Below are 21,913 nucleotides of genomic sequence, written 5' to 3' on the forward strand. Positions count from 1 at the left end.
CCGGCGGTACCGGCGGGGGCGATGCGGCGGGCAGATCAGATCTCCCGAAAATCACGGTCGATTGCTCTGGTATGGGTGGTTCGGTGGCGGGGGATACGATATCTGCTCGAGAAATATTTCATGCCATGGCCGCATCTTGGGGTTACCCAAAGATGAGAGAGATGGGTCTTTCATATGAATAGCGAAACGGTAGGCCAGTACGGCGAAGAAATCCGCTCTTCTGGTGAAATCTAATATTTCGTGCTTATAAAACTCACCTCCGGCGAATACGTCTGGATGAGACGTCAGCAAAATGTCCCTTTCAGGATTGAAATCCTTACCGCCTGTATGAGAGTGAACCGCAATCCAATGGACGATCTTATTTCTAGTGCTGCTGATACCCTTAAGACTCTCAATTAAGGAGTCGAAGAATTTGTTGTACTTGTCGCCGTGAGTTAGATTGAGCAATTGTTTCATGGTGCTCATTCTTACCTGGTTGGTGGCGAAAGACGCGAACATTGCGTAGGCTTTTTGAATGTCGGTTCCAGAAATGGCCGCGAAAATCATAGCAAGATGGCTTTCAAGGCGGGCATATTCGTTGATCGCTTTAGATCGCGCGATAGAGAACACGTCGTCGGCCTCTTTACGGGCTGCATTCTCTATCTGTGGGTCGGTCATTTCATACCTTTAAAGGTGGTGGCCCGGATGTGTGGGACTCATCAGCTTGCAGGAGGCGCGAGACTCGCCGAATAACCCCGCGCCTCCCGTTAGGCACTTACTGCTTAGTCATCATAGTGTGTGTCTGGACGATCATCAAAAGTATGACCGCCATCTCGTAGTACGTCAGGAAGAACACCCTCCCTTCAGCCTTGGGAAATTTCCTCCGCCTGCCTCAAACAGGCGGGGGATGGCTGCAAAATTCGGATCGACGCACCCCGGCCTGCGCTTTTCTCCTCACCGTCCTTAGCCCCTCAGCAATTACGATACTGGACCTATTGGCGTCCGGGTCAATGCCACTCCCAAAGGAATCCCCATGACCAAACCACGCGCAACCGCGCGGCGCACCCGCGCGCCCAAAATCGACCCAGACCAAGCGCTGCTAGACGCGCTCGAAAACGCCATCACCTCCACCGCAACGGCCGGTCACATCGCCGCCTTGCGCGGCTACGGCTTCAGCGACCCGTACATCGCGGCCAGCCTATTGGCCGGCGTGCAGACCCTGATCCGGGGGATGCCCAACAAGGCGCCCTGGTCGACGCTCCTGTCCCAAATGGCGGAGGATATCCGCGGTGAGTGACAGGACCGACGACCTTATAATCTCCGTAAGCACCGACGTCTCAACGGTCAAACGCCAACTGACGCAACTCGGCCAGGATATCGGCCAAGTCACCAGCAAAATCTCGAACCAATTCGAGGCGATGAGCAAGGGCATCGATCAGTCGTTCTCGCCAGTGCAGCGGCGGATCAATGACATGGTGGGCATTCCATACACCGGCAAGGTGAAGGAATGGACTGGCGCCCTAGCTGGCTTCGGCAAGGAATTGGACCATGCCGGCGGACATGCTGCCGGTAGCGCCACGCAGATGATGGCGCTTCAGCACTCTGCCCGTTCGATGATCGAACAGCTTGCGCTTGGCACGTCGCCCTTACAGGCGCTTACCGCGCAGTTTAGCCATCTGTCCTTCGTCGCATCACAGCCAGGCGGTCTAACTGGCGCACTGAAGACGGCCGGCACAACCGCATTGGGGTTGGTCACAAAATTCCCCTATGTAACTGCCGCTATTGCCGCAGCTGGCGCAGCGTTTGCGGCTTACGAATTGATTGGCGGCAAAAGCGTTGAGACGCTTGATGAAATTATCAAGAAGCATGCCGACAACATTCTTCTTCTGGGGGATGCCTACGACCAAGTTGTAGGCAAGCAGCAGAAATACGCGCTTGTCAGCGGCGCGACCGTCAACCTGCTCAATGATAGCGATGCAGCCAAGGTTAAAGCGAAGCTACAGGCCGCGATAGGTGACATCTTTGCGTCAGCCACAACCGGCAGCGTGGCCGGCGGCTACCGATCCTCGGTAAAGACGGCATTCGAGCCGTTTCAGGACGCGATTAAAGACCTTCAGAATAGCGCTCGAGATACAAGCGCACTGCAAAAATTCTTGGCCGCAGTCACTGCAATTTCGGCGGTCAACCCGGACTTCAAAGACATTGGCGCACAGCTTGCTGAACTGTCGAGAGGTGCTCTGCTAGCGGCAGGCGAACTGCCAGGAGTCACCGCAAAAGTCACGCCGCTTGACGATGCGTTCGGTCTTTTGAAGGCAGCGATCGACGACATTAAGTCCGACGATCTTCGCAAACAGCTCCAAGCGATGATGGACGACGCCAAGAACGGCAAGGGGAGCATCGACGATGTTACGGCCGCGCTTGCCACGCTGAGCGGCGCAAATCTCGACCTCGCTGGCCCCATGTCCGCGCTCCAAGCTCTGTTCAAGGCGGCTGTGCAAGCCCGTGATGCGGTCGGGAACGTTCAGGTTCTGTCACCACTTGGAACCATTCCGCCAGTCTACAGCGGCGGCGGAAAGTTCCAGAACGAAGACCAGGTCCAGACCGATCGCGCCAACGCGACCAAGTCGCAGTACCAAATAGAACTTGAAAAAGGAGCCAAACACAGCGGCTCCAAAGCCCCCAAGAAAACCGCAGCCGACCAGTTCGACAACGACCTTCAGGCAATCCAAGATCGCACGGCCGCGCTTACTCAAGAGCAGGCTTCACTCGGTTTGACTTACGAAGCCCAGCAGAAACGCCAGATCAGCCTGCAACTTGAGCAGACTGCACTGAAGCAGGTGCGCGAAGAGGCCCGCAAAAAGGGCGATACTGACTGGCAGAATGCGCAGTTGACGCCAGACCAGATCGCGAAGATCGATGCCGTTTCCGAGGCGTACGCGCGTGAGGCCGAGGCGCTTAAGAAGGCGCAGGCAATCCAACAACTGCAGCGCGATGTGCTGCAGACAGCGTTCGACGATCTTCGGAGCTCGCTTGAGCAAGGGCAACTGAATTGGAAGACGTTCGGCAAGGTCGCCGAGGACGTGCTCGACCGCATTACCGCCGACGTTTTCAAAATCGATTTTGAAGGGATCTCACAATGAGCGCATTCATCGCCGGAGTCGGCGAGCACTCCGCCATCCTTATAACCGACGCCGCCGCCTATGATGCTGGCGGCACTGTGGTTGCAATCGCCCCAAAGGTCACAACGGGCAAGGTGTCTCCTATCGCCGTAACGACGCGCGGCGCGCACGTTCTGGGAATGAGGTTACAGCAGGCAATATGCGACCAGGCCGACCAGTTCGGCGTCGACTATGCGCTAGAGAACTTCGCCCGCGAGTTCCCCCGAGTTGGCATCGCTCGTCACGGCAGCGTGGACATGGTTCATGTCCACATCATCGCCTGGTCCCTGACGCATGGCGCCATCCAACTGTCGGCACATAACTGCCCGCACGCTTTCGGCGACGGGCAAGAGCCGCTTGTCGTCACGGCGCCGGCCGGCCACTACATCGCAGGCACCCACATTGACCAGGCCGGCCTTACCGCCTCTGGCATGCGCAAGCGGCATGAAGGTGAGGACTTGGTGCCGTACCTGACCGTCGAGGGCGTAAAGCTCATGGAAGCGATGCGGCTGGCGCCAGCGAAGCCCATAGAGGGCGATTCATGGGCGGGCGAGCAATATCTAATCGGCGGCCATATCGACGTAACTGTCGTGGAAATGCTTGGCGCCAAGACGGAGACGGTTAGGACGTGGCCGGATGTGGTCGGTCAGAAGATCGTGCCGTCCGTGGAAGCCGCGCTGTCGAACATCAACGCATTGCTCGGCGCCTTCGTGGCGCGCACTGCCGCGCGTAAGTCGCGCAAACAATAAGGACTTCTCACATTGTCATACTATTCAACGGGCACCGTAACGGTGACCGCCGGCAGCGCTGCGTTTGTCGGCGCCGGAACAGCATGGGCGGTGGCGCTTGTGGCCGGCGGTACGCTATGCATCGAGGCGGCAGGCAACCCAATGCCTATCGCGTCCATAACGGACGATACGCACGGCACTGCATCGGTCAAATGGACCGGCGCGAGCGGCACTTACAGCTACTCGATTGCATTAGAGAACGCTAACGCAGCCGCGATGGTGAATGTTAATACCACCCTCTCGCGCGTGCTCGTGTCGCTCAGCCTTGCCGGCATCCATCCGGACTCGTCCGGCACACTTACGCAGCGCAATGCGCTTACGCTTAACAACACCAATGACGGCTATCTGTTCCTGCGCGCAGAGATTGGCGTCGAGTTCGCCTTCTATCGGTGGAATGGTAACACGCTCGCCTGGGAAGGCCCGTACATCTGGACGGGGCTTGCCGGCTCGGCGAGCGTTGTCGGCACCTCCACGACAAGCTTGGCAATCGCCACGGGCGCCAAGACCTTTACTGTGGTGGAATCAGCCAGAGGTTGGGGAGCAGGCGCGCGCTTGCGCGCTTCGTCAAATGCGAACGCCGCAAACTTCATGGAGGGCACGGTCACCTCCTACAGCGCAAACACGCTGGTGATGAATATTGACCTGATTGGCGGATCCGGCACGAAGACCGATTGGACCATTAATCTCGTCGGGCAGCCGGGCGCCGTCACCAGTGTCAATGGCGCGACGGGCGCGGTGTTTATTGAGGCTGTCACCCACGCAGCAACCAGTAAAGCGACGCCGGTTGATGCTGACGAACTGCCTCTGGTAGATAGTGCTGCGTCTAATATTCTGAAAAAGCTGACTTGGGCTAACCTGAAGGCGACGCTTCTCGCGGCCGCAACGTTTACAACTTCCTTGACCGGGCCGCTTTTGGTTGGCGGCACAGGCACTGGTTCTTCGCTTACTTTGCAGTCGACATCTGGTGTCGGAGCGACCGATTTTATCAGGTTTATGGTTGGCAACAACGGCGCGACGGAAGCGGCGAGGTTCGATACTTCTGGACACTTCGTTCTCGGCTCAACGACAAGTCAGGCAACAATCGCTGGCGGCCAGCCACCGTTTCAGGTCCATTCGCTAGGCCCGTTCACCTCCACATTCTACACTTGGGCCAACGCTCCAGCCGGCCCAATTTTCACCTATGCGAAGAGTCGCGGCGCTACGGTAGGTGCTCACACTATCGTCCAGAGTGGTGACACACTCGGCATAATGATCGGTGCGGGCAGCGACGGCACGCAGTTCATATCTGCTGGAGAAATCCGGTTCCTGAGCGACGGAACGCCAGGCACCAACGACATGCCGGGGCGCATCGCCTTCAGTGTCACACCAGATGGCACGGCAGCCGTTGTCGAAGCGCTGCGGATTTCGAACAATGGAGCTCTTGCTCACCGCAACAATGCACAAACGATCTTCGACCAGAACTCACATCTCGGCCTTCGCCAGTATGCCGCTGGTTCACTTCCTGCTCAATCGGCAGGCTTCTTCATCCAGTCGTCAGACGTTCTTGGCGGGGAGCTTGCATCCGATGGAGTGCAATGGATTTCGCCGGGTATGCTAGTCAAGAATGCCGTCACGGCGAACACGACAATCAGCGTTCCGGCCGGCTGGTATATTGCCGACATTGTCTTTGCAAATACGACGGCCAACGCTGTCACAGGCGGCGTAAAGATCGGAACGACTTCTGGCGCGACCGATGTTGTCGCTGCTCAAGCCATCGCAGGCAGTGCTATCGGAAAAGTGCCCGATGCCTCAATTTTGAAGACCCTGTTCTCCCGTACCGCTGCACAGACTCTCTTTATCCAGACCGTCACCTCGTGGAACGGCGCCAGTGTCGAACTCTCATTCAAACTTCGGAAGGCATTCTGATGACCGCTATTACCCGCGAGGTGTCTTAGAGAACTAAAGCGACGGCAGGACCAGCGCCCGCCCGCCTGGCAAACCACTGCTGTACGCCTGTGATGATTACGGCAGCCGAATGCCGTTAGTTTCGCGTTGGTCGAAGTTGGCCGGCGTCGTTGCCTGAAATGACGCCGGCCAGACGGTCCTGCAGGTCCGCCGCGCGAGCATGGGTATATGAGATCGCGACTTATGTTCGATGTTGTTATCACTCATCGCGTATGGTTTTGGTCCGTCGTTGTGATCGATGCGTTTCGGTGTCGCAGATTTGCGATGCTCAAAATGATGACCACCAAAATGGTGTGATTTAAAAATTGGGTGGTTGCGAAAAACGCAACGTGGCACCAAAATGGTTACACCTCCTTAAGTCGGAAACGGGAGATGGCTGTAACCATCTCCCGTCCTCCGGGGAGCCATCTGGTAAGACGGGGTTTGCGGATTAAGTCACTTGTTAGGAGACACCGCAAACCCCAACCAGTGATGTGCAATATACTGCCAATCCGATCATGCCGCCCGCCAAGGCTGGCTTTTCCCACAAGGTTTTTGTTCCCTTTGTGTTCTTTTGGGAGTAAGGGCATGCAAGCGGCAGTAGCCGATTTACAATTGCCTATCATCGTAGGACTATATTCCTTGGGTCGGGCGAAAACGCTGGTGGGCGCCATGAAACCGATCGCGATTGCAATTCCGTTACTCTTCCTCGTGGTGCAGGCTCAAGCGCAAGAGCGCAGGGATATCGCCGGCCGGAGTTGCGCCGAAGTTCAGGCACTACTGAAGCAGGACGGCACCACCGTCATTCGCTACCGCTCCATATTCAACCTCAGCCTGACGCGCTACGACCTCTATGTCAGCGGTCAGAAACAATGCGGTCCCGGTGAGGTGGCTTCCGGCGCAGGGGTGCCGACGACCGACACAGATTATTGCCCGGTCCATAAATGCATTGCGAGCAATCTCTTCGTGGCAAGGTAGCCGGTCAGGTCGAGCCAATGATCGCCGAAAGGTGGCCCGGCTTTTCTTTCACCGATCAGACTGCGTAGCGCCATTTACCGTTTGTTGACGATATTAGCGCGGGCTTACATACGGACATGCCTAGTAGCTCGTACATGGCTAAAGCCCCCGGCGCCCCCCCAGCGCTAGGGGCTTTTTGTCAACGGAACCATTTCCTGTCACCTGCCGTTAGGTCAGTTGGAAGGGTATGCGCGCCATGATGATTGAAGATGTAGGCAAACAAGCCGCGCCCGGATAACGGCTTTGTGGTGCGTCGTCTGGTCGTTGAAACTGGCATCACCGCACCACAAGCTATCGAGCTTATCGCCTTACTGGGGCTCAACTGGTCATCGCTAGTGCGAGAGGCCAAATTGTTGAACCCCGGACATTAGAGCCGCACGAACTCATCCAGCCCTAAGCGTATCCGCTGGCCTTCCGCGAAGGCTAGGGCATAGGATTCCAGTTCGTAGGTAAGGGTGGTTGCCTTGCCGTCCTCAACCACTCGGACGTGCCATTCGCCGCATGCTTCGACCACTTCAACGCAAGGGTGGACCTTGCCGTTCGTCTCGCTATCCATCGCCGTTGCCTTGTAGCAAATGGTAACCAGGCGATTTTTATAAAGTCGTCGAGAGCGGTCTTTCAAGCGGAATCAATTGTACATTTCATACCAAAGCCCGGCGCCGGTGGCTTCTCGTCTTGGAACTTTAGCCAGCGCTAATGGTTTTTGATTTGCGGCAGTTGCTTCCCGCTCCGGCCGCGACCGAGTGGGCACTTGGTCGGCCCGCGCTTCCCCGAGTAGCGCGGGCCACAAGCAATTTGTTCACTCGCGTTCTCCTGTTGACGCGCCGCGTAATGAATAAGAAACCCTCGTAAGCTGTTTGGCCTGCTAACCGCGCTTTACGGTAACGCCAATGCGTTCGTTATCGTCCACGAACTCAACACCAGCGGCGCGTAGCGCACTCTCTATGGCGACCAGGGTGGATGCCTTAGGGTCCGCATAACCCTTCTCAATATTGCTTAAGCCTGTGAGCGACATTCCAGCGGCTTGCGCCAGGTCTGTCTGCTGCCACCCAACAAGCGCACGGGCGGCCCTGATCTGTTTGGGCGTTATCATAACCTCGTTTATAGCGCTCTTGAATTTTTTACAAGTGTCACTTGATTCCAACTTCAGTTGGTATTATTATATTCTTGCTTGAATTTTTTTCAACGAGGAGACGCCAGCATGCTTAACGACAGCGAACAATGGAAGTTCAAGATCGGCGCCATGATCACGCACGTGGACCATCCGATGCCGTCACTGGTTGTCGATCGACAACGAGGAAGGCCCAAGCGCGGGCCGACTATAGAGGTGTACGGCGTGCGATCGTTCGCACACGTAGATGCGCAGCGCGACAGGCTCATCCTTGGCGACTACCTAAAGCCGATAGATGATGCCGCCTGGGACATCTGCATACTTAAAGGTCTTTGGATGGTCGACGGGCCAGCCTGACCCTGTGTTCCGGCCCTCGCAAAGACAAGGCCCACCCGCCGCGCCAACGGCAGGCGGGTGCTTGACGATATCCGTATCGAATCCACTGAATGAAGTGCCGCCTGGCGCGGCGGCAACCGTCCGGCCTTACGTCACCATGTAACCCATGGTCGTGGTGTCGGACGGCGCACCTATTGGAGGGGGGAAGTGTGAAGGCAGACAACGATAACCAGGCTCCGATGCGGCTTGCTGACGCTATACCATTGGCCTTCCCTCACGGCGGGATGACCGTCAGTGGGCTGCGCCGCGAAGCCGAGCGTGGGCGATTGACCATAATGCGCATCGCCAACAAGGATTTCACCACGCTCTCTGCAATCGAGGAGATGAAGCAAAAATGTCTCGTTCCCGCAAACCAGCGCGGCTCTGGCTCCGGCCTGCCAGCACCGACAGGGAGGCTGTCTGGATCATCCTCGATGGAAAACAGTTCAGCACGGGCTGCGGTCTCCATGATCGCGAACAGGCTGAGCAAGCGCTCGCACAGCACATCGCCAAACGCTTCTTAGAAAAGCCAACTGAGAAACATAGGGCCGCTTCCGAAGTATCGGTGGCGGAGGTGATTGCGCACTATCTCCTCGTGAAGGAAGACGGCGCACGTCGGCCCAAAGAACTGGCAGCGCGTGCACTCGCGTTGGACGCCTATTGGGGCGACAAGACCCTCGACGACATCACCACCAGCACATGCGCGGCTTACGCAAAGCAACGTTCGTCGCAGACGATGGCTCGGCGTGAATTGGAGGATCTTCGGGCCGCTTGTCGCATGGCGATTGCAGACAAGGTGACTCGGCATGCGGTGACTGTGACTCTGCCGCCTAAGCCGAAGGGCCGCATCAATCACCTAAACCGCGATCATGTGGCCAAACTGATATGGGCTGCTTATCGCAAACGCGAGGTCCAGCGTGGTGTGCCGACCGCTAAGAAGGCCACACTGCACGTAGCTAGATTTCTAATCACATCGCTGTACACGGGCAGCCGATCGGCGCGGGTCTGGCAGGCTTCATTTACACGCCAGCCAGGAAGGCCATACGTCGACCTAGAGGCTGGCGTCTATTATCGTGCCGCGGAAGGCGAGAACGTTGCTGCAAACAAACAAGCACCACCTGTACGCCTGCCTGGCCGATTGCTAGCCCACTTGCGTCGTTGGCATCGGCTCGGCGCCAAGTACGTGGTTGAGTATCATGGACGACCTGCAGACCCCAAGCGAGCCTTCCGCAACCTGGTGGACGACGTACTTGGCGACGAAGGCCAAGGCATTGTCCGACACACGATGCGGCATACAGCAACCACGTGGCTGATGCAGGCAGGCGTCGATATGTGGCAAGCGGCCGGTTATCTTGGCATGACCAAAGAGACGCTCGAAAAGACATACGGCCATCACCATCCGGACCATCAAAGCGACGTCGGCGATGCTTTCACAAGCGGTCGAGCGGGCAGGCTACGCCAGTGATCTTCAATCATTGCCGTATTCGTTGCCGTGGAATTTCGGGAAGGCAACGAAAGCCTTGGAAACACTGGTCGGAGTGGCAGGATTTGAACCTGCGACCCCCTCGTCCCGAACGAGGTGCGCTACCAGGCTGCGCTACACTCCGTGACCAGACGCGGGCTTATAGCCGCCACACTTCATTCCTGCAAGCGGCAATGGCAGCACTTCTGTCGCATTTGTTTGCTTTCCCGAAGCTTCTCCGGATGGCTTGGGATTTAGCAGTCGGATAAAGGTGAGCTTAAGCGCCGAGTTGATAGATCGGGGCAGACTGGGGCCAGACTTTTGACGAGACTTCCATGAGCCAGCGCATCGTCGGTTTCGTCATGAGCGGCGGCGTCGGCTCGCGGCTATGGCCGCTGTCTCGCGAGGACAATCCCAAGCAGTTTCACGATTTTTCGGGCGATGGTTCGATGCTGGCCAAGACCTTGCGCCGGCTGACGGCGCGGCCGGCTGGCGAGACACCAGTTTTCCTGATCGCATCGGAGCGCCATGCCGAGCGCGTCCATGCCGACCTTGCCGGCCTCGATCTCGCCGGCGGCGGCCCATTGTTCGAGCCCACGGGGCGCAACACCGCCGCGGCGGTGGCGCTGGCGACGCTGCGAACCTTGTCCGAATTCGGCGACAGCCTGGTGCTGGTGGTGCCTTCGGACCACGAAATATCAACCGCGGCGCAATTCTGGCTAAGCGTCGAGGCAGGCGTCGAGGCGGCGCGTGCCGGCCGGCTTGTGGTGTTCGGCGTCAAGCCGACGCAGCCCGAGACCGGCTATGGCTATATCGAGGTGGTAGGCGCGCATGCCGGCATCTTCGACGTCACGCGCTTCGTCGAAAAGCCGGACCTCGGCACCGCGCAGAGCTATCTCGAGGCGGACAACTTCTACTGGAACACCGGCATCTTCCTGTTTCGCGCCGGAGCCATGCGCGACGCCTTCGCGACGTTCCAGCCCGACATCTGGCAGGCCACCGAGGCCGCCTACAAGGCGGCGACATCGGTTTTGTCTGGCCTCTATATGCCGCTGGAACTCTATGCCGCCATCCCATCAAATTCTATCGACTACGCCATCATGGAACGGGCGCAAGGCATTGCCATGGTGCCGGCCGGCTTCCGCTGGAACGATCTCGGCTCCTGGCAATCGCTGCTAGATGTCGGCCCCGCCGACGACCAGGGCAATGTCCTCATCGGCGATATCGTCGCCATCGATTGCGAGAACTCCTACATCCGTAGCGACGGCCGCCTGCTGTCGGCAATCGGCATGAAGGATGTCGCCATCGTTTCGACCGCCGACGCCACTTTCGTCGCGCCGGTCAGCCACAGCCAGCACGTCAAGAAGATCGTCGAGCAGCTCGAAAAATCCGGCCGGCTGGAAACCAGGTTCACACCGGCGCATGACCGTGTCATTGAAACCGGTGCCTGGCGGCGACGCGTCCATCACTGGCTGTTCCAGGAAACCTTGCCGCTGTGGTCGACATCGGGCGTCGACGAGCGCCATGGCGGCTTCCACGAGGCGCTGGGCTTCGACGGCACGCCGCTGATGAAACCCAAGCGAATGCGCACAATGGCAAGGCAGGTCTACGCCTTCGCGGTCGCCAGCGCGCGCGGCTGGGATGGTCCGGCCGACCGGCTGATCAGCCACGGTATCGAGTTCATGGTCAGAAATGGCCGCACCGACAGAGGCGGCTGGGCTCGCACCCTGCATGTCGACGGCTCCGTCGCCGACGCCACCGAAGACGCCTACGATCATTCCTGCGTGCTGCTGGCGCTGGCGCATGCGCATATGTCGGGCAATCCCGATGCCTTGCGGCTCGGCAAGGAAACCTTCGCCTTTCTCGATGCCCATCTCGAGGATCGTCGCATGACTGGCTTCCTCGAAACATCGGACGGCGAGGGCGAGCGGCGCTCCAACCCGCACATGCATTTGCTCGAAGCCTTCCTGGCCTGGCACCAGGCAACCGGCGAGCGGACCCATCTGCGCCGCGCGGCGCGCATCATCGATCTCTTCCGCAGCCATTTCTTTGACCGGGAAAGCTGGACGCTGGGCGAATATTTCGATGCCGAGTGGACGCCGTCAGCCGGCGAGAAGGGCGCCTGGACCGAGCCCGGCCATCACTTCGAATGGGCGTCGCTGCTGGTCGATTTCGCCGGACGCAGCGGCCAGGCTGAGTTGAACGGCTTCGCCAGGAAACTCTATGCCTCGGCCATCGCCAATGGTCTAAACCGCGCCACCGGCCTCGCCTATGGCGCGGTCTCCCGGCAAGGGCTGCCGCTTGACCTGATCTCGCGCAGCTGGCCTCAGGCCGAGGCGGTCAAGGCCGCGATTGCGCTGAACGGCGTTGGCGGACCGGATCTTAAACCGGAGATCGAGGAGCGTGTCGGCCGGCTGTTCCGCTGGCACATCGACCCGGCGCCGCTCGGCCTGTGGATCGACCGCATCGACGAACGCGGCCGCTCGCGGGCATCGGACGTGCCGGCCAGCATCTTCTATCATCTGGTCTGCGCGCTGACGCAGTATCTCGATGGGACGGCCGGGGAGGGGTGAGGCCTCTTGAGGAGTCGGCGCGACAGCACCCCCTCTGGCCTGCCGGCCATCTCCCCCTCAAGTGGGGAGATGGGCTACTTTGGCGTCGGCCCTTCTCTTGCAACGTCGAAAATTAGCGAAAGCGTTTAAGTGCGTGATCTCCCCCCTTGAGGGGGAGATGCCCGGCAGGGCAGAGGGGGGGTGCTTCGCGACGGCCTCAATAAGGCGACGCCACATCCCCCGTCTCGACATAGATCGACTTCAGCTGCGAATAGAGCGCCAGCGCCGCCAGCGAGTTCTCGCGGCCGATGCCGGACTGTTTGAAGCCGCCGAACGGGATTTCAACCGGAGTCAGATTGTAGGCATTGATCCAGCAGGTGCCGGCCTGCAATTCGGCGATGACACGATGGGCACGCGGCAGGTCGCGGGTGAAGACGCCGGCGGCAAGGCCGAATTCGGTGTCGTTGGCGCGGTCAATCACCTCGTCCTCGCCATCGAATTTCAGCACGCTCATGACCGGCCCGAAAATCTCCTCGCGGGCGATCCGCATCGTGTCGGAGACACCGGTGAAGATCGTCGGCTCGACGAAGAAGCCGCCGTCGAAACCCTGTAGCGAGGGCACGTTGCCGCCGCAGGCGAGAACAGCGCCATCCTGCTTGCCTATCGCGATATAGCCAACCACCTTCTCATGCTGTGCTTTCGACACCAGCGGCCCCATCTGGGTCTCGGGGTCGAGCGGATCGCCGATGCGGATCTTTTTCGTCCGCTCGATCAGGCGATCGACGAAACGATCGTGAATGCCGCTCTGCACGAAGACGCGCGTGCCGTTGGAGCAGATCTGGCCGGTGGAGTAGAAATTGCCGAGCATGGCGCCGCCGATGGCGTTTTCGATGTCGGCGTCGTCGAAGACGATCAACGGCGACTTGCCGCCGAGTTCCATCGTCGCATGTTTCATCTTCGAGCCGGCAAGCGATAAAACCTTGCGGCCGGTAGGGACCGAGCCGGTCACCGAAACCTTGGCAACGACATCATGGCCGACGAGGCCTGCGCCGACATCGCCATAACCCTGCACGACGTTGAACAGCCCGTCCGGCAGACCGGCCTCGCTGTAGATCTCGGCCAGGGCCAGCGCTGATAGCGGGGTGTTTTCCGACGGTTTGAACACCATGGCATTGCCCATGGCGAGCGCCGGTGCTGATTTCCAGCCGGCGATCTGGATCGGATAATTCCAGGCGCCGATGCCTACGCAGACCCCCAGCGCCTCACGCCGCGTGTAAGCGAAAGGTCCGCCTAGGTCGACGGATTCACTATTGTAGGCGGCGACCGCGCCGCCGAAATATTCAAGGCAGTCGGCGGCCGAGGGCGCGTCCGCGACCAGCGTCTCCTGGATCGCCTTGCCGGTGTCGAGCGTCTCGATGCGGGCGAGATCGGCATTGCGGGCGCGAAGAATGTCGGCGGCGCGGCGCAGGATGCGCCCGCGCTCGACCGGCTTCAGCCGCGCCCAGGCCGGTTGCGCGGCTCGTGCGGCCTCGACGGCGAGTTCCAGCACATTCGGCGTCGCCGAATGCAGGGTGGCGATGACCTCGCCAGTTGCCGGATAGATCACCGGCAGCGGCGCGCCGCCTTCATCCTCTATGTAGCGTCCGTTGACATAGTGCGATGCCGTTGGCTGGGCGCGCATGGGGAAGTCTCCAAATTGTCTTTCGCGGCATGCGGATCGTGCAGTCTCACGATCATGGCCTATCTGTCGGATAGCTGCCAGCGCGGATTGATCCATGGTTCCTGGTTCGACGGCGCCAGCGGCGTGCGGCCAAGGATGTGGTCGGACGCCTTCTCGCCGGTCATGATCGACGGCGCGTTGAGGTTGCCGTTGGTGACACGCGGGAAGATCGAAGAGTCCGCGACCCGCAATCCGTCGACACCGATGACCCGGCATTCCGGATCGACGACACTCATCGCATCGTCGGCGCGACCCATCTTGCAGGTGCCGCAGGGATGGTAGGCACTCTCGGCATGGTCGCGAATGAAGACATCGAGATCGTCGTCCGACTGAACATGGCTGCCCGGCGAAATCTCCTTGCCGCGATAGGCGTCGAAGGCCGACTGGCCGAAAATCTCGCGGGTCAGCCGGATGCAGTGGCGGAACTCTGTCCAGTCGTCCGGATGTGACATGTAGTTGAAGCGGATCACCGGTGTCGCCTTTGGGTCGGGCGAGCGCAACGTCACCGAGCCGCGCGACTTCGAGCGCATCGGTCCGACATGCGCCTGGAAGCCATGCGACTTCGCCGCCGCCTTGCCGTCATAGCGGACCGCCGCCGGGATGAAGTGGTACTGGATGTCTGGATAGTCGACGCCGTCGCGCGAGCGCACGAAAGCGGCCGCCTCGAAATGGTTGGTGGCGCCGAGCCCGGTCTTGAAGAACAGCCACTGCGCCCCGATCAACGCTTTCGAGAATGGATTCAGCACCGAATTCAGCGTGATCGGCTTGGTCGATTCCTGCTGGATATAAAGCTCCATATGGTCCTGCAGGTTGCGGCCGACGCCGGGCCTATCGGCAACGACGGCAATGCCGTTTTCGCGCAAATGCTCGGCCGGTCCGATGCCCGACAGCATCAGGATCTTGGGCGAATTGATCGACGATGCGGCGATGATCACCTCACGTCGTGCCTTAACGACTTGAATCTGTTTGTGAGCTTCGATCTCGACGCCAACAGCGCGTTGATTCTCGATGACCACCCGGCGGGCGAAGCCCTTGAGCAGGCTAACATTCCCACGTTTGAGAGCCGGCTTCAGATAGGCCGATGCCGCCGACCAGCGGCGGCCGCCACGGATGGTCTGCTCCATCGGCCCAAAGCCTTCCTGCTTGGAGCCATTGTAATCGTCGGTCAGTTCGAACCCGGCCTGGCGGCCTGCCTCGACGAACGCGCCGTAGAGCGGATTCTTACGCGAGCCGCGTTGCACATGCAGCGGGCCGCCGTGCCCGCGCCAGCCGTCCTCGCCGCCGTCATTGTCTTCCATGCGCTTGAAATAGGGGAGCACGTCGGCAAAGCCCCAGCCTGCTGCGCCTTCTTCGGCCCAATGGTCGAAATCACGGGCATGGCCGCGCACATAGACCATGCCGTTGATTGAGGACGAGCCGCCAATCACCTTGCCGCGCGGCGTAGCCAGCACACGGCCGCCGAGATGCGGCTCCGGCTCGCTGGCAAAGCCCCAGTCGTAGAGGCTCATATTGAGCGGGATCGACAGTGCCGACGGCATCTGGATCAACGGTCCCATATCGGTGCCGCCGAATTCGATGACGATGACCGAATGCTTGCCGTCCTCCGACAGACGATAGGCCATGGCCGAGCCGGCCGAGCCGGAGCCGATAATGACGAAATCCGCTTCAAGCATGGTTCATATGCGCCATAAAATCGGCGAGCGAGACGTTGCCGCCGGTTGCCACAACAAGGACGGTCTTGTCCTTCACATCCACCTTGCCGCCGAGCAGCGCCGCCAGCGACGCCGCCCCAGACGGCTCCAGCACCAGCTTCATGCGCTCGAAGGCGATCTTCATTGCCCGCCGCACCGACTGGTCGTCGACGGTGATGCCGCGAACGCCAGCGGTCTTGACCGCCGCGAATGGAGCGTCGCCCGGCCGTCGCGACATCAGCCCGTCGCAGATCGACTTCGGACCGATCGGCATGGTCTCGATGGCGCCATGCGCCAGTGACGAGCCCATGCCATTGAAACCTTCCGGCTCGACGCCGATGATCTCGGTTGCCGGCGACAGATAGTGGAAGGCGAGCGAAACGCCACCGATCAACCCGCCACCGCCGACCGAACAGAACAACAGGTCGGCGCTGGCATCCTTGGCGGCAAGCTGGTCGAGCGCTTCGAGCCCGGCGCCTGCCTGGCCGGCGACGATCTCCGGGTCGTCGAAGGGATGCAGCAGGGCCAGCCCTTCGGTCTCGGCGATCTCACGCGCCTTGGCGGCGGCGACTTCCTCACGCGCGCGATCGCCGTGGTCGGTCAGCACGACACGGGCGCCATAGCCTGCCGTGGCATCGCGCTTGGCCGCCGGCGCGTCGATCGGCATGACGATGGTGACCGGAATGCCGAGCGCCTGGCCGGCGGCGGCCAGCCCTTGCGCGAAATTGCCGGAGGAATAGGCGACGACGCCCTTTTTCGCCTCATTGGCCGAAAGCTGCTTCAAACGCCAATAGGCGCCGCGCACCTTGAAAGATCCCGCCCATTGCAGCGATTCTGGCTTGATGAAGACGCGGGCCGCGCCGGTCTCGCGAGCAAGTGCCGCCGATTCCAGCAGCGGCGTGATCTGCGTTGCCCTGGAGGTGACGGCATATGCCTGTTGGAGGTGGTCTAGGGAGGGAACGAGAAGGTCTGCCATCATTCGCCTCGCGGGAACCGTTTCTGCTCTTCGAGCACGTTCAAATCCATATGGTTGCGCATGTAACGTTCCGAAGCCTTCTGCAGCGGCTGGAATTCCCAGGGGTAGTGCGTGCCGTTGCGCAGCGCTGGATAGACCACCCAGCGCCGCGCCTGGCTGACCCGCACGGCGGCGTCGAAAGCCGCCATGTCCCAGCGCGCGCGGACCTTTTCCATGAAGGCCGCCACCAGACCGGCGTGCGCCGGATCGGCGGCGAGATTGTTCAACTCATGCGGATCGGCCTCGATATCATAGAGTTGTGACGGATCGATCTCGCAATGGACGAACTTGTAGCGGCCGTCGCGGATCGCCACCAACGGCGCATTGGAGCCTTCGGCGACATACTCCATCAGCACCGGTGCTGTACGTGGCTTGCCATTCAGCAGTGGCAGCAGCGACTGGCCGTCGGTCCATGGCGCGATCGCGCTCATATCGATGCCGGCGAGATCGCACAGCGTCGGCGTCACGTCGAGATTGGAGACCGGCGCCTCGATCAGTCCGGCCGGTATGCCCTTGCCGGCAATCATCAGCGGCACCCGCGCCGAGCCCTCGAAGAAGCACATCTTGAACCACAGGCCGCGCTCGCCGAGCATGTCGCCGTGATCCGAGCAGAACAGGATGATCGTGTCGTCAAGCATGCGCGTGCGCTCTACCACCGACAGCAGCTCGCCGACCTTGTCGTCGAGATAGGAGATGTTGGCGAAATAGCCGCGCCGCGAGCGGCGGACCTGCTCGGCCGTGATGTCGAAGCTGTCATAATCGGAAGCCTTGTAGAGCCGCTGTGAATGCGGATCTTGGCTGTCATAGGGAATGAAGCCAATCTCAGGCTCGAGCGCCGGGCAATCCTCGTAGAGGTCCCAATATTGCCGCCGCGCCACATAGGGGTCGTGCGGATGGGTGAAGGAGACCGTCAGGCACCAGGGTCGGTGCGCGGCATTGTCGGAGACGCGGGAGAAATCGTAGAGCTTCTGCACCGCATGGAAGGCGACCTCGTCGTCATACTCCATCTGGTTTGAGATCTCGGCGACGCCGGCGCCGGTCACCGAGCCCAGATTGTGATACCACCAGTCGATGCGCTCGCCGGGCTTGCGGTAGTCCGGCGTCCAGCCGAAATCGGCCGGATAGATGTCGGTGGTCAGCCGCTCCTCGAAGCCATGCAACTGGTCGGGCCCCACAAAATGCATCTTGCCCGAGAGCACGGTGTGGTAGCCGTCGGCGCGCAGATGATGGGCAAAGGTTGGGATCGACGAGGCGAATTCGGCGGCGTTGTCATATACCTCGGTGCGCGACGGTAACTGGCCGCTCATGAACGAGGCGCGGCCCGGCGCGCAGAGCGGCGAGGCCGTGTAGTTGTTGGCAAAGCGTGCCGATCGTGCGGCCAGCGCCTTCAGATGCGGCGCGTGCAGAAACGCGGCCGGCCCATCTGGGAAAAAAGTCCCGTTGAGCTGATCGACCATGACGATCAGGAAATTGGGTCGCTTCGTGGTCACTGTTTGCGCCGCTCGCCGAGTTTGGTTTCAAGATAGTCCTCGACCAGCGCAATCGCGGTCGCGGCGTCAGGCACGCCGTCCTTGAGCGCCCGCCTGATATAGAGCCCGTCGATCATCGCCGCCGTCGCTTCGGCGGCCCGGTCGGCCTCAGCCCTGGGCAGGATGCCGGTCAGCCCGCTCATCAGGTTCGAATGCAGCCGTCGCGCATAGACCCTGAGCAACCGGCGAAGCGCTGACGATTTCTGCGCCTCGACATAGAAGGCGAGCCAGGCGGCGATGGTTTCCGGCTGGAACTGGATGTCGGAGAAGTTGACGGCCACCACCGCCGAGACGCGCTCGCGCGGGGAAGTGGCGGATTGCAGGGCGCGGCGCATGTCGATGGTCAACTCGGCAAGGATGTGCCGCATCGTTGCCAGCAGCAGCTCGTCCTTGGCGCCGAAATAGTGATGGGCAAGCGCCGAAGACACACCAGCGCGCCCGGCGATCTCGGACATGGTCACGTCAAGCGAACCGCGCTCGCCGATCGCTGAGATCGTCGCGTCGATCAGCGCCTTGCGGCGCAGTGGCTCCATTCCAACTTTCGGCATGTTGTTCCCGATTTTTGCGCGGAGATTATTTTTTATTGACGGGTCAATCAACAAAAAATTCGACACTGGGACAGCCTGTACCAAGCGATTGTCTTGTTTCGGCCCTTTCCGAGGCGAGGGCGATTGTTTATATTTGAACAATACCAGCGAACTGCGCCATGTCATAGGCTGGCGCCAAGGATGGAGACCGCCATGACCGCATGCATCGTTGGCTGGGCGCATTCGCGCTTTGGCAAGCTTGAAGGTGAGACGCTCGAAAGCTTGATCGTCAAGGTCGCGACGGACGCGCTCGACCATGCCGGGATCGGTCCGGACGAGGTCGACGAGATCGTGCTCGGCCATTTCAACGCCGGCTTTTCGGCGCAGGATTTCACCGCCAGCCTGGTGCTGCAGGCCGACGACAGGCTGCGCTTCAAGCCGGCGACGCGTGTAGAGAATGCTTGCGCCACGGGATCGGCGGCGGTCCGGCAAGGCATCCGCGCCATCGACGCCAACGCGGCCCGCATCGTGCTGGTGGTCGGCGCCGAACAGATGACGACGACGCCTGGACCGGAGATCGGCAAGAACCTCTTGAAAGCATCCTATCTGCCGGAAGATGGCGAGACACCGGCGGGCTTCGCCGGCGTCTTCGGCAAGATCGCGCAGGCCTATTTCCAGCGCTATGGCGACCAGTCGGACGCGCTCGCCATGATCGCCGCCAAGAACCACAAGAACGGCGTCGACAATCCCTATGCGCAGATGCGCAAGGATTTCGGCTACGAATTCTGCCGGCAGGAGAGCGAAAAGAACCCCTTCGTCGCCGGCCCGCTGAAGCGCACCGACTGCTCGCTGGTCTCCGACGGCGCTGCCGCCCTTATCCTTGCCGACACGGCGACCGCGCTGAAGATGCGCCGTGCCGTTGCCTTCCGTGCCAACGAACATGTGCAGGATTTCCTGCCGATGTCGAAGCGCGACATCCTGGCCTTCGAAGGCTGCGAGCAGGCTTGGGGCAAGGCGCTGAAGAACGCTGGCGTGACACTCGACGATCTCTCCTTTGTCGAAACGCATGACTGTTTCACCATCGCCGAACTGATCGAATATGAGGCGATGGGCCTGGCCAGGCCGGGTGAGGGCGCCAGACTGGCGCTGGACGGCACGACGGCGAAGGACGGCCGCCTGCCGGTCAATCCTTCAGGCGGCTTGAAGGCCAAGGGCCATCCGATCGGGGCCACCGGTGTCTCCATGCATGTCTTGACCGCCATGCAACTCGTCGGCGAAGCCGGCGGCATCCAGGTGCCGGGCGCAAAGCTTGGCGGCATCTTCAACATGGGTGGAGCGGCCGTCGCCAACTACGTTTCCATTCTCGACCGGATCAGGTAAACCGCCCCTGCATTTTGCGGGAGGTGACATGACAAATCCGGTTCTGATCGAAGTTCTGCGCGGCGCGATCGTCGAGAGCGTGCATCGCGGTGCCGTCGCGGTCTTCGACGCCGACGGCAAGCCGGTCCTGGAGATCGGCGATACCTCGAAGCCTGTCTTTCCGCGCTCGGCTGTCAAGGCGATCCAGGCCTTACCGCTGGTCGAAACGGGTGCTGCCGATGCCTATGGCTTCGGCAGCCGCGAGCTGGCGCTCGCCTGCGCATCCCATTCGGGCGAGCCGGCGCATGTCGAACTGGCGCGGTCCATGCTGGCCAAGGCTGGGCTCGATGAGCGCGCACTCGAATGCGGCACGCATTGGCCTTCGAATCATGAGGCAGAGATTGCGCTGGCCCGTGCCGGCGGCTTGCCGAACGCGTTGCACAACAATTGCTCCGGCAAGCATTCCGGCTTCCTCTGCACCTGCGTCCATTCCGGCATTGCACACGGGGGCTACGTGAAGGCCAGGCACGGTCTGCAGGAGATGGTGCGCGACGCCATGCAATCGGTCACCGGCGCCGTCCACAGCGCGGATGAGCGGGCGACCGATGGCTGCTCGATCCCGACCTATGCGGTGCCGCTGAAAAGTTTCGCGCTCGGCTTTGCGCGCATGGCCACGACATCAGGTTTTGGCCCCGAGCGCGCAAAGGCCGCCAAGCGACTGCTTTCGGCCTGCATGGCAGAACCATTCTTCGTTGCTGGCACGGGTCGCGCCGATGTCGCCTTGATGGAAGCGGCACCGGGCCGGATTTTTGCGAAAGGCGGCGCCGAAGGCGTCCACTGCGCCGCAATCCCGGAACTTGGCCTCGGCATCGCGATCAAATGCGATGATGGCGCCGGGCGCGCTGGCGAGGCCATTGCAGCCGCCGTCCTTTCCGGGCTGTTGCGTGCCGACGAGGCCTTGGCGGCGAAGCTACTCGAAATGGCAAACGCGCCGATCCAGAGTCGGATCGGCGCCGAGGTCGGTGCATTGCGGCCGACCTCAGCCCTCGGCTGAAGAGCACCGTCTAGATCGCCGCGCGTGCCGCGGCGACAGCAGGGTTCGACATGGCTTCTCGTTGGTTGGCTCTGACGACAGCTGGGTCATAGCTCTTGCGGGCGAAGACTTCCCTCACCATCGGCGCGAAGAATTCCAGCGGCCGGGTCGAATAGTCCGGGTCAAAGCTCGACTGGTCCCATTTTTCGCAGAACTCGGTGCAGTCGTCGAAATAGGCGCTTTCCCGGAACGCGTCGCGCTTGTGCGGATTGGCCCCGACATGCTCGCCATAATAGACAAGCTGGAAATCGCCATGCTTCTCGACCACCCAGGCGCATTGCTCGCGCACGAACGGTCGTATGATGGCGGCGGCGTATTCGTCGTGGTTATAGGGCGCGTAGATATCGCCGATATCGTGCATTAGCGCCGACACCACCCAGTCTACGTCGGCGCCAGCATTCCAGGCCCGCGTGGCGGCCTGCAACGAATGACCGAGCCGCGTCACCTTGTAGCCTGACAGCGATTTGTCGAGTTCGACCATGGCCGCCAGTAGCCGATCGGCCGTGCCTGCGGCATATTCGATTTCATGCGCGGTCAGGAAGGCATAATCCTCGCGGTCGCCATCCTTCATCTGGGTGAACTTTACCGCTTCCATCGTCGTCACCTTCCGCAAC

At 60.7% G+C, this 21,913-nt stretch carries 19 protein-coding genes and 1 tRNA gene; 10 read left to right on the top strand and 10 right to left on the bottom strand.

All coding sequences use genetic code 11. The features are described from left to right. Window positions 1-51: 51 nt before the first annotated feature. Window positions 52-657: a hypothetical protein gene (locus A3A9_RS0121085; RefSeq protein WP_027060541.1), complete on the bottom strand. Its 606-nt coding sequence runs from the start codon at window positions 655-657 to the stop codon at window positions 52-54. A 355-nt stretch (window positions 658-1,012) separates the two neighbouring features. On the opposite strand from A3A9_RS0121085, the gene A3A9_RS0121095 reads away from it, so the two are divergent. The 5 genes from A3A9_RS0121095 (at window position 1,013) to A3A9_RS0121115 (ending at window position 6,826) form a co-directional block, all read left to right on the top strand. After that, window positions 1,013-1,276, top strand: coding sequence for a hypothetical protein (locus A3A9_RS0121095; protein ID WP_027060542.1), 264 nt, complete (start codon window positions 1,013-1,015; stop codon window positions 1,274-1,276). Then, the gene (locus A3A9_RS0121100) at window positions 1,269-3,119 is read left to right on the top strand and encodes a hypothetical protein (protein ID WP_027060543.1); all 1,851 of its coding nucleotides are present in this window, start codon (window positions 1,269-1,271) and stop codon (window positions 3,117-3,119) included. Before A3A9_RS0121095 ends, A3A9_RS0121100 begins: the two co-directional genes overlap by 8 nt. Further along, complete coding sequence (locus A3A9_RS0121105) at window positions 3,116-3,886, top strand: hypothetical protein (RefSeq protein WP_027060544.1); 771 nt, start codon at window positions 3,116-3,118, stop codon at window positions 3,884-3,886. The genes A3A9_RS0121100 and A3A9_RS0121105 overlap by 4 nt, the downstream gene beginning before the upstream one ends. 42 nt (window positions 3,887-3,928) lie before the next feature. Further along, window positions 3,929-5,830 carry a hypothetical protein gene (locus A3A9_RS45265; RefSeq protein ID WP_027060545.1) on the top strand — a complete coding sequence of 634 codons (1,902 nt, stop codon included), beginning with the start codon at window positions 3,929-3,931 and terminating at the stop codon, window positions 5,828-5,830. 690 nt (window positions 5,831-6,520) lie between these two features. Next, entirely contained in the window at window positions 6,521-6,826 is a 306-nt protein-coding gene (locus A3A9_RS0121115) for a hypothetical protein (protein WP_027060546.1), read from the top strand. Window positions 6,827-7,232: 406 nt separating this feature from the next. On the opposite strand, the gene A3A9_RS0121120 is transcribed toward A3A9_RS0121115, so the two are convergent. Both A3A9_RS0121120 and A3A9_RS0121125 read right to left on the bottom strand, forming a co-directional pair. Continuing rightward, window positions 7,233-7,421, bottom strand: coding sequence for a hypothetical protein (locus tag A3A9_RS0121120; protein WP_027060547.1), 189 nt, complete (start codon window positions 7,419-7,421; stop codon window positions 7,233-7,235). A 309-nt stretch (window positions 7,422-7,730) separates the two neighbouring features. Beyond that, window positions 7,731-7,958, bottom strand: a complete 228-nt coding sequence (locus tag A3A9_RS0121125; protein WP_027060548.1) for a helix-turn-helix domain-containing protein — start codon at window positions 7,956-7,958, stop codon at window positions 7,731-7,733. A gap of 108 nt (window positions 7,959-8,066) precedes the next feature. Between A3A9_RS0121125 and A3A9_RS0121130 the strand changes: the two genes are divergently transcribed. Next, the gene (locus A3A9_RS0121130; RefSeq protein ID WP_027060549.1) at window positions 8,067-8,333 is read left to right on the top strand and encodes a hypothetical protein; all 267 of its coding nucleotides are present in this window, start codon (window positions 8,067-8,069) and stop codon (window positions 8,331-8,333) included. Window positions 8,334-8,706: 373 nt separating this feature from the next. Next, a complete protein-coding gene (locus A3A9_RS0121135; RefSeq protein ID WP_027060550.1) occupies window positions 8,707-9,816 on the top strand; it encodes an integrase in 1,110 nt (369 codons plus the stop codon). A 65-nt stretch (window positions 9,817-9,881) separates the two neighbouring features. Here the strand turns inward: A3A9_RS0121135 and A3A9_RS0121140 are convergent. Then, a tRNA-Pro gene (locus A3A9_RS0121140) sits at window positions 9,882-9,958 on the bottom strand. Window positions 9,959-10,148: 190 nt separating this feature from the next. On the opposite strand from A3A9_RS0121140, the gene A3A9_RS0121145 reads away from it, so the two are divergent. Beyond that, window positions 10,149-12,386 carry an AGE family epimerase/isomerase gene (locus A3A9_RS0121145; RefSeq protein WP_027060551.1) on the top strand — a complete coding sequence of 746 codons (2,238 nt, stop codon included), beginning with the start codon at window positions 10,149-10,151 and terminating at the stop codon, window positions 12,384-12,386. Between the two features lie 196 nt (window positions 12,387-12,582). Here the strand turns inward: A3A9_RS0121145 and betB are convergent, their stop codons facing one another. Genes betB through betI form a run of 5 tightly spaced genes read right to left on the bottom strand, consistent with a single transcriptional unit; the run spans window position 12,583 to window position 18,868 of the window. Then, a complete protein-coding gene (betB, locus tag A3A9_RS0121150) occupies window positions 12,583-14,046 on the bottom strand; it encodes a betaine-aldehyde dehydrogenase (RefSeq protein ID WP_027060552.1) in 1,464 nt (487 codons plus the stop codon). Window positions 14,047-14,105: 59 nt separating this feature from the next. Continuing rightward, entirely contained in the window at window positions 14,106-15,758 is a 1,653-nt protein-coding gene (gene betA, locus A3A9_RS0121155) for a choline dehydrogenase (RefSeq protein ID WP_027060553.1), read from the bottom strand. Then, window positions 15,751-16,755, bottom strand: coding sequence for a threonine/serine dehydratase (locus A3A9_RS0121160; RefSeq protein ID WP_032926103.1), 1,005 nt, complete (start codon window positions 16,753-16,755; stop codon window positions 15,751-15,753). The genes betA and A3A9_RS0121160 overlap by 8 nt, the downstream gene beginning before the upstream one ends. After that, complete coding sequence (betC, locus tag A3A9_RS0121165) at window positions 16,752-18,281, bottom strand: choline-sulfatase (RefSeq protein ID WP_027060554.1); 1,530 nt, start codon at window positions 18,279-18,281, stop codon at window positions 16,752-16,754. Before betC ends, A3A9_RS0121160 begins: the two co-directional genes overlap by 4 nt. Further along, window positions 18,278-18,868 (bottom strand): choline-binding transcriptional repressor BetI, encoded by a 591-nt coding sequence (betI, locus tag A3A9_RS0121170; protein ID WP_027034321.1) that lies wholly within the window; start codon window positions 18,866-18,868, stop codon window positions 18,278-18,280. The genes betC and betI overlap by 4 nt, the downstream gene beginning before the upstream one ends. Before the next feature lie 192 nt (window positions 18,869-19,060). On the opposite strand from betI, the gene A3A9_RS0121175 reads away from it, so the two are divergent. Next, window positions 19,061-20,227 carry an acetyl-CoA acetyltransferase gene (locus tag A3A9_RS0121175; protein ID WP_027060555.1) on the top strand — a complete coding sequence of 389 codons (1,167 nt, stop codon included), beginning with the start codon at window positions 19,061-19,063 and terminating at the stop codon, window positions 20,225-20,227. 28 nt (window positions 20,228-20,255) lie between these two features. Next, window positions 20,256-21,260 carry an asparaginase gene (locus A3A9_RS0121180; protein ID WP_027060556.1) on the top strand — a complete coding sequence of 335 codons (1,005 nt, stop codon included), beginning with the start codon at window positions 20,256-20,258 and terminating at the stop codon, window positions 21,258-21,260. Between the two features lie 10 nt (window positions 21,261-21,270). On the opposite strand, the gene A3A9_RS0121185 is transcribed toward A3A9_RS0121180, so the two are convergent. Then, window positions 21,271-21,894: an HD domain-containing protein gene (locus A3A9_RS0121185; protein ID WP_027060557.1), complete on the bottom strand. Its 624-nt coding sequence runs from the start codon at window positions 21,892-21,894 to the stop codon at window positions 21,271-21,273. Between the last annotated feature and the right edge of the window lie 19 nt (window positions 21,895-21,913).

The organism is Mesorhizobium loti CJ3sym (assembly GCF_000472785.1).
Classification (GTDB): Bacteria; Pseudomonadota; Alphaproteobacteria; order Rhizobiales; family Rhizobiaceae; genus Mesorhizobium; species Mesorhizobium loti_E.